We start from the raw sequence: 6,831 nt of genomic DNA, 5'->3' as shown, positions 1-6,831 counted from the left end.
TGACACGAGGATTTTCAGTCCTCTGCTCTACCAACTGAGCTATCCCGGCTCTGGGCTTACTATCTTACGATGCCGAGAGGGCTTTCGACAACTGGTGGCACCCCCAATTTAGCCAATCAGTTTCTCCAAAGCCTCCATCTGGGGGATGCAGAGAACATCTCGAGTGCGATCCCGGCGGATCAGCTCCTCTTGCTCCAGCTTAGACAGAACGCGAGTGACCGTTTCCCGAGCCAGGCCACTGAGGCTGCTCAGCTCCCGATGGGGCAAGTTGGGGATCTCTACACCACTTCGGCTAACCCGGCCACGAGATTCGGCCAAGAACAGCAGGATATCGGCAACACGGGCCGTACTACTGGCCTCGCGCAACTGCAGACGACGGTTGATCTGCCGTAAGCGGCGCGACATGAGCTGAGCAAGGCGGATGCCGGCCTGAGGATCAGAAGCCAAAAAAGCCAGGAAGTGTTGGGCCGACAGACAACCGACTTTGGTGGCTGTTAGGGCTACAACGTCGGTAGAACGAGGCGCTTCGTCCAAAGCAGCCATTTCCCCGAAGATTTCCCCTGGACCAAGAATGGTGAGGGTGATCTCCCGGCCTTCGAGATCATGGGTGCGAATCTTGACCCACCCTTCCAGGATGAAATAAACGGCGTTACCCCAGTCATTTTGTAACAAGATGGCCTGATTGACTGGGTGGGAGCGCAACGACATTTGCCCGGCCAGCGGCTCTAGCCTCTCAGGAGGAAAGCCCTCGAACAGGAGCATCAGGCGAAGGTCATCTGGAGTTACATCGCTCACTGTTGGATCCTCCTGCACGGGGTTGGTTCTGGTCGAGTGGGATGGGAAAAGGGTGGGCCTGCACAGACACGTCAACATGCCCCTCAGCCTACCGTCTCTCTCAGGTCTATGGCCCGCCGAGGCGAACTGCGTACCAATAGGACAGAGCTTTAGACCCAATTTTGACCTCTACTTTGGAAAGGGATCCCTGCCCAAAAAAGCTGCTGCCATCCTCTAGCCCAGAAACGGCAAAATCCATCTTGCTGATAGCAATTTTCTCGAGTTTGTGCAGTTTGAGTCGAGATCTAGACCTGCTGAAGTTGAGATGGCCAATCTTGGCTGGTATCCAAAACCTTTAAAAAAGGCCGTTCCGACTCGGAAAAATCCTGCCAGTGGGCCTGCTGTTGGGAGAGCATCTCGGCGGTGGCATCAGCAATGTCGGCAGAGTGCTGCTGATCTCCATCGCTGGAACCAGCTGGAGCCAAGAGGGGTTGAGGAGCTGGGCTGCGGCGTTGCAGGCGCTCCCGCAAAACAGGTTCAGGGGCGTAGCAGTGGAGGATGCGCAGTGGGATCCCTTGGCGTTGGGCCTGATCAATGGCCATCCCCCGCAGCGCCTGCCGGTCGAACTTGGCATCCAGAATCACGGTGTAGCCTTCCTGGGCCAGCTCCACTCCCAACTGCACCAAGCGGCGGTAGGTTTTATCGGTCATCTCCGGGGTATAAACCTCCGGCCCCCCCCGTTGCCGCAGAGGGATCCCGGCCAAATGCTTGCGCACCGCATCGGAGCGAATGTGAATGGCTCCCCGCTGACGGGCCAAGTGGCGGGCTACCGTGCTTTTGCCGGATCCCGACAATCCCGACATCAGGAACAACTGCCCCCGCTTGGGGAGGGTGTATTCCCAGGCAAGACGGTAATAGCGGGCGGCGGTGCTAAAGGCTGTGGCCTTGGCTTCCTCTGCTGCAGTGGGATCCTCCAGCAAAAAAGAGGTGACCTTGGCCCGCACGTAGGCCTGCCGATTGAGGTAAATAGGCAAGATCTTCAACCCTTCCCAATCTCCGGTTTCTTCCAGGTAGGTGTTCAAATAGGCGTTTCCCAGATCGGGGCGATGGCGGGCATCCAAATCCATCACCCCATAGGATATGTCGTACATGACATCCACAAAGCGGAAGGCTTCATTAAACTCGATGCAATCAAAAAGCAGGATCTTCCCTTCCCAAAAACAGATGTTGCCTAGGTGCAGGTCTCCGTGGCATTCGCGAATGCGGTTTTGTTCTATTCTTTGTTGAAACAGCTCCTGCCGCTCAGCAAAAAAGCGATCGGTGTAGGCTTGGGTTTCTCGATATTGCTGAGCTGTTTGTGGGCCGCCGACGTAGCGCTGGGTTTGGGCGTAATTCTCGTCAAAGGCTTCTCGCACCCGTTCTGGCCGGCCAAAGCTGCGGATGTAGTCGTTGGTCTCGGTTTGGGCATGAAACGTCGCCACCACCCGCCCCAGCTCCTCCATCAAGGACGGCGTTAGCTCTCCCCGCTCAAACAGGTTGCTGAACAGTTGCTCTTGGGGAAATTGCCGCATTTGCAGAGCGTATTCTATGGGCTCGCCGCTGCTGTTGAACTGAAATCGGCCATCGGTCTGGACAATGGGCAACACTTGCAGATAAAGGCCGGGAGCACCGCGCTGGTTCATGCGCAGCTCTTCTTGGCAAAAGTGGCGCCGCCTCTCCAGGGTGGTGAAGTTCAAAAAGCCAAAGTCCAAAGGCTTTTTCACTTTATAGGCATAGTCGCCTGTCAGCAGAATATAGGAAATGTGGGTTTGAATAAGCCGAATGGGATCCTGTACCGGATGAGGGTAGAAGGCGGGATCCAGCATCGCTTGGATCAAGGGGGGCAGGTGGGTATCGACCATGAAAAACGATAGAGATGGAAAAAGGGCTTGGACGGGGATCCCTATCTTCCGCCGACAGAGCAGATTGTCCTCCACCTATTCCTTAAAGGGCAAGGCGGCTTCTTGGGGGGAAAGACGGATGAGGCTGATCCCCTGCTGAATTAGCGTATCTTGAGCAGCACCGGAAAGAGCGTAGGGCCAGACCAGATATTTGGTGTTGATGTAGTCTTGTCCGCGCTTGGCCAGGTTCACCTGTTCCGAGAGCATGCGCACGTCTGGCCCGCGGCTGATAGTGGCTTCGGCCCGGCGAATGCGCTGCATCAGTTGGCTGAACAGCTCTTGGGGCTGCTGCACGAACACCACAATGGCCAAGTCGCAGGGGTTGTAATAGTTGCCGATGCCGCAGAGGAGCAGGGCTTCGCTGGAGAGAACAAGGGTTTCTTGGTCTCCCAAGGCCACCACCGGATACAGAAAGGTGCGCACATCTTCCAGTTGCCAGTGGTTGAAAGAACGGCTGTCCACCTCCCCCCGCACCCAAGAGGAGATGGCAGGAAAAACTGCTTCGCTCAACAGTCGATAGGCCGTCTGGGGCCGCCCTAGCCAGCAGAGGGCATTTTCGTAGAAGCTCTCGTTCTCCAGCAGGTGGGGGGTGAGAGGAGCAACCATGGGCAGATCCTCAACGGGCTTTCTCCAGCATGCCTACTCGGGGATGGTTAAGGCAATTTTGCCCAGAACGGATCCCTGCTCCAGCAACCGGTGGGCGGCAGCCGCTTCGGCCAGAGGAAAGGTGTGGCTGAGCTGGATCCGCAGTTGGCCTTGGTCGATGAGGCGGGCACATTGCCTGAGGATTTCCGCCTGATTTTGTTGGGCGTTGGTCAGGCTTTTCAGCATCGGGGTGAGCATCAGCTCAAATCCCACCCGCAGGTTGCGGTCGCGGGCCACCCGCCAGTCCGTCTCCGGAGCCGGAGCCAGCAGGGTGACGATATCTCCGTACACGCGCACTGCGGGGAAGGTCTGCTCCAATAGCTTGCCGCCCAAGGTATCTAGGGCAAGATCCACCCCCTCTCCCCCTGTCCAGTCCAAAACGGCGCGCACAAAGTCTGTCTGCCGGTAGAAGATGGGCAAGCCGGCGCCTAGGGAACGGACAAACTCCGCCTTTTCCGGGGTGCTCACGGTGGTGGCCACTTTGGATCCCCGTAGACGGGCCAGTTGGATGGCCACATGGCCAACTCCACCCGCTCCCCCGTGGATGAGCACACTTTGGCCGGCCTGGAGACGCCCCCGGTCGTACAGCGCTTCCCAGGCGGTGATCAGCACCAGCGGGGCAGCAGCAGCCTCCGCAAAGCTCAGAGTTCTGGGCTTGGGAGCCACAAAACGCTCGTCCACCACGATCAGCTCGGCGTAATTCCCCGCCTGCCTGCCCAGACCCCCGTGGCAGAAGTACACCTCGTCTCCCACTGTAAAGTGCCTAACTCCGGATCCCACGGCTTCCACAATGCCGGCACCGTCACACCCCAAAATGGCCGGCATCTCTTCTGGATAAAAGGTGCCCCGTCGCCGCAGCTTGGTGTCGATGGGGTTGACGCCGGCTGCTCTCAGGCGGATGCGCAGCTCCCGCTCACCGCGAATCTGAGGTTCAGGTACTTCTCGAAGCTGCAGAACCTCTGGCCCGCCGGGCACACTCATGACTACGGCTTTCATGCGCTCAAGTTGATCAGTTCCAGTTGGATTGAACCGCTCAAAGGATGCAAGGTAGAGTTTGTTCCAGTGGTGAGGAGATTGGCGGTGTTGCTTTGCAACACTGCGGAGTCTTGCAGACGCTCTCCGTCCATTCTAGAGTCAGGCGTTACGCTACACCCCAGCTCAAAGCCCCCATTCGGCGGAAAGGGCTGTGTCGAGAAATTCCCGGATCAGGGGCAGCACCTGTTCCCCATGCAAGGCAGGGATGGCGTGGCCGGCCCCGGGCAAGATCTTGAGCTGAGCCCCAGGGATCCCTTCGGCATAGGTTTGGCAGTGCCAGAGGGGAATGGTGTCGTCCTGTTCGGCGGCGATCACCAGGGTGGGGGCCTGAATGTAGTTGAGATAACGTTCAACCGTATCGACAGCAGCTTGTGGGCGCAGACGTTGTCGGAGAAATTGCCGAGCGACCGGCTGCTGGCGCAGGGATCCCCGCAACCACAAGAGCTGGGCCAGCTTGTCTTCCCAATGCCACCAGCGGGCCAGCGGAGCGATCGCCCGCAACAGCCAATCCACCCAAGCGCTTTCCCAGAGCAAGGGCCGCAAATGGTTGTAGCGTCTCACAAAGCTGTCGTCGCGGATCCCGGCAGGAGCCAACAAAACCAACCCCCGCAGCGGATACCGCACGGCGTAAGCTGCCGCCACCCATCCCCCAAAGGAATGGCCCACCAAAACCGGAGCAGCTAGGCCCAGCCTTTGGACAAATCCGCGCACAAACTCCACTTCTGCAGCGATGTCGTAGCGCAAAGCCGGTTGGCCAGACTGCCCGAACCCCAGCAAATCTAAGGCAATGCAGCGATACTCGTCTCCCAGCTCTTGCATCAGCGGCCACCAGTTGGCGTGAGTGGCCATAAAGCCATGCAGAAACAGCAGTGGGATCCCTTTTCCCCAGTCTCGATAGGCAGCCCAGCAGGACTCTGCCCCTGCGATGTTCAACCCTTCCAATTTCACCCTGTGCAGCGGGATCTCTTGAACACGGGCCTGTAACTCCGCCAAGCGCTGGGCCAAGGGGAGTCGTTCCAACAGCGTTTGCCTGGTCATCGGCTTGGGGTCAGTAGACACAGACAGATTCAGCAGATGCAGTTTCTTCCGGAGCAGCATTGGCTACAGCGAATGCACCTATACGGAAATATCTCTCGTATCTCTTTGAACAGGGATCCTGCTCAATCCACCGGAATCTACCTGGGATCCCATCAACTCGGAAAAGGCCGTAACGCATCGCAACTTAGCCGATCAACTGCAAATGGGGCGGGGGAGTTTTCAGCCAGTCTTGGCGGGTCAGCAGCCCTTGGAGGAAGCGAGTGGCTGCCTGCGATTGATAGCGCTCCGGGTTAAAAGCCAGCCAGAGGGTACGCCGTATCTGTAGCCCTTCCACCGCCAGCTTCCGGAACCGCCCCTGTTCCACATCGGATCCCACTGCCACCATGGACAGAAAGGCCACCCCCAACCCCGCCTGGACGGCATTTTTGATCGCCTCAATCGAGCTGAGTTCCAGCCGCACGTTCAATTGGGCCGGGTTAATGCCGTGGCGATTCAGTACCCGATCGATGGTTTGCCGAGTGGAAGACTGGGGATCCAAGGTGATGAAGGGCAAAGCCAGCAGATCCACAAGAGCCGGAGAGTCGATGGCACACCCGGGAGCACCGACCAACACATATTCATCTTCCGCCAGAGCCATCACCTTCAAGTGCCGCTGCAGCTCAAAGGGGATCTCCCCGCCAACAATGGCCACGTCCAACTGGCCGTCCACCAATTTCTGGGCAATTCGCCGCGTGGATTGCACCAAGAGCTGTACGGAAATTTGTGGATAGCGGCGGTGATATTGGGCGATCAAAGAAGGCATGACATAGGTGCCCACCGTTTGGCTGGCCCCCAAAACCAGATGCCCCCCCTCCATTTCTTGCAAATCCGCCAGCGCCTCGATGGTTTCACGGCACAGCTTGAGGATGCGCTCGCTGTACTGCAGCACCACTTTCCCGGCATCCGTCAGCTCCACCTTGCGCCCACTGCGGTCGAACAGCACCACCCCCAACTGTCGCTCCAGGTTCTGTACTTGCAAGCTGACGGCAGGCTGGGAGACAAACAGGCTATCGGCAGCACGGCGAAAACTACCCTGCTGGGCAATTGCCCGCACGATGAGGAGCTGATCTAAGGTAAATGGCAACTCATCCGCCATAGGGAACTCCAAACCCCACAGTGGGATCCCTTACGTTTCCCTGAAAAGCTGGGCAGCCCGCGTTTGGAAACCCACACGAGATCATCATAAACAAGCGAGAAATCCCAAGAGAGCAGCTCAACCCTTTCCCGGCAGCTCGGCTCTGGGGGGTGACCAGCCAAGAGTGGAGAGGAGAGCTCAGAATCTTCGGGCTGTTTCTCTGCCATTCGGAGCAGCTATGCCCACAATACCTACCTGATACATTTACGCTGAACACTGCTGAAC

7 protein-coding genes and 1 tRNA gene (1 of these 8 only partly in view) are annotated in these 6,831 nt (G+C 58.0%); all 8 read right to left on the bottom strand.

Going from position 1 to position 6,831, the window contains the following annotated elements; all coding sequences use genetic code 11:
* Window positions 1-49 (bottom strand) — tRNA-Phe (locus tag NW856_RS08095) (it extends 25 nt beyond the left edge of the window).
* A 59-nt stretch (window positions 50-108) separates the two neighbouring features.
* On the bottom strand, window positions 109-762 hold the full coding sequence (locus NW856_RS08090; RefSeq protein ID WP_414357107.1) for a Crp/Fnr family transcriptional regulator: 654 nt from the start codon (window positions 760-762) through the stop codon (window positions 109-111).
* 139 nt (window positions 763-901) lie between these two features.
* Window positions 902-1,033: a hypothetical protein gene (locus NW856_RS08085; protein WP_414349832.1), complete on the bottom strand. Its 132-nt coding sequence runs from the start codon at window positions 1,031-1,033 to the stop codon at window positions 902-904.
* Between the two features lie 46 nt (window positions 1,034-1,079).
* Complete coding sequence (locus NW856_RS08080) at window positions 1,080-2,675, bottom strand: AAA family ATPase (protein ID WP_414399794.1); 1,596 nt, start codon at window positions 2,673-2,675, stop codon at window positions 1,080-1,082.
* 75 nt (window positions 2,676-2,750) lie between these two features.
* A complete protein-coding gene (locus NW856_RS08075; protein WP_414399775.1) occupies window positions 2,751-3,320 on the bottom strand; it encodes a hypothetical protein in 570 nt (189 codons plus the stop codon).
* Window positions 3,321-3,353: 33 nt separating this feature from the next.
* Window positions 3,354-4,355, bottom strand: coding sequence for a zinc-dependent alcohol dehydrogenase family protein (locus NW856_RS08070; RefSeq protein WP_414399774.1), 1,002 nt, complete (start codon window positions 4,353-4,355; stop codon window positions 3,354-3,356).
* A 162-nt stretch (window positions 4,356-4,517) separates the two neighbouring features.
* Entirely contained in the window at window positions 4,518-5,432 is a 915-nt protein-coding gene (locus NW856_RS08065) for an alpha/beta fold hydrolase (protein ID WP_414399773.1), read from the bottom strand.
* 184 nt (window positions 5,433-5,616) lie between these two features.
* Window positions 5,617-6,567: a LysR substrate-binding domain-containing protein gene (locus NW856_RS08060; RefSeq protein ID WP_414399772.1), complete on the bottom strand. Its 951-nt coding sequence runs from the start codon at window positions 6,565-6,567 to the stop codon at window positions 5,617-5,619.
* Between the last annotated feature and the right edge of the window lie 264 nt (window positions 6,568-6,831).

Source organism: Synechococcus sp. R3-13 (genome assembly GCF_047462195.1).
In the GTDB taxonomy this organism is placed as follows: domain Bacteria; phylum Cyanobacteriota; class Cyanobacteriia; order Thermostichales; family Thermostichaceae; genus Thermostichus.
The sequence above is the reverse complement of the archived record's forward strand: the minus strand, read 5'-3'. Positions and strand labels throughout refer to the sequence as shown.

Coding starts and splice junctions, on each gene's coding strand:
- NW856_RS08090 (WP_414357107.1), bottom strand. CDS start 762: ATGCTCCTGTTCGAGGGCTTTCCTCCTGAGAGGCTAGAGCCGCTGGCC.
- NW856_RS08085 (WP_414349832.1), bottom strand. CDS start 1,033: ATGGATTTTGCCGTTTCTGGGCTAGAGGATGGCAGCAGCTTTTTTGGG.
- NW856_RS08080 (WP_414399794.1), bottom strand. CDS start 2,675: ATGGTCGATACCCACCTGCCCCCCTTGATCCAAGCGATGCTGGATCCC.
- NW856_RS08075 (WP_414399775.1), bottom strand. CDS start 3,320: ATGGTTGCTCCTCTCACCCCCCACCTGCTGGAGAACGAGAGCTTCTAC.
- NW856_RS08070 (WP_414399774.1), bottom strand. CDS start 4,355: ATGAAAGCCGTAGTCATGAGTGTGCCCGGCGGGCCAGAGGTTCTGCAG.
- NW856_RS08065 (WP_414399773.1), bottom strand. CDS start 5,432: ATGACCAGGCAAACGCTGTTGGAACGACTCCCCTTGGCCCAGCGCTTG.
- NW856_RS08060 (WP_414399772.1), bottom strand. CDS start 6,567: ATGGCGGATGAGTTGCCATTTACCTTAGATCAGCTCCTCATCGTGCGG.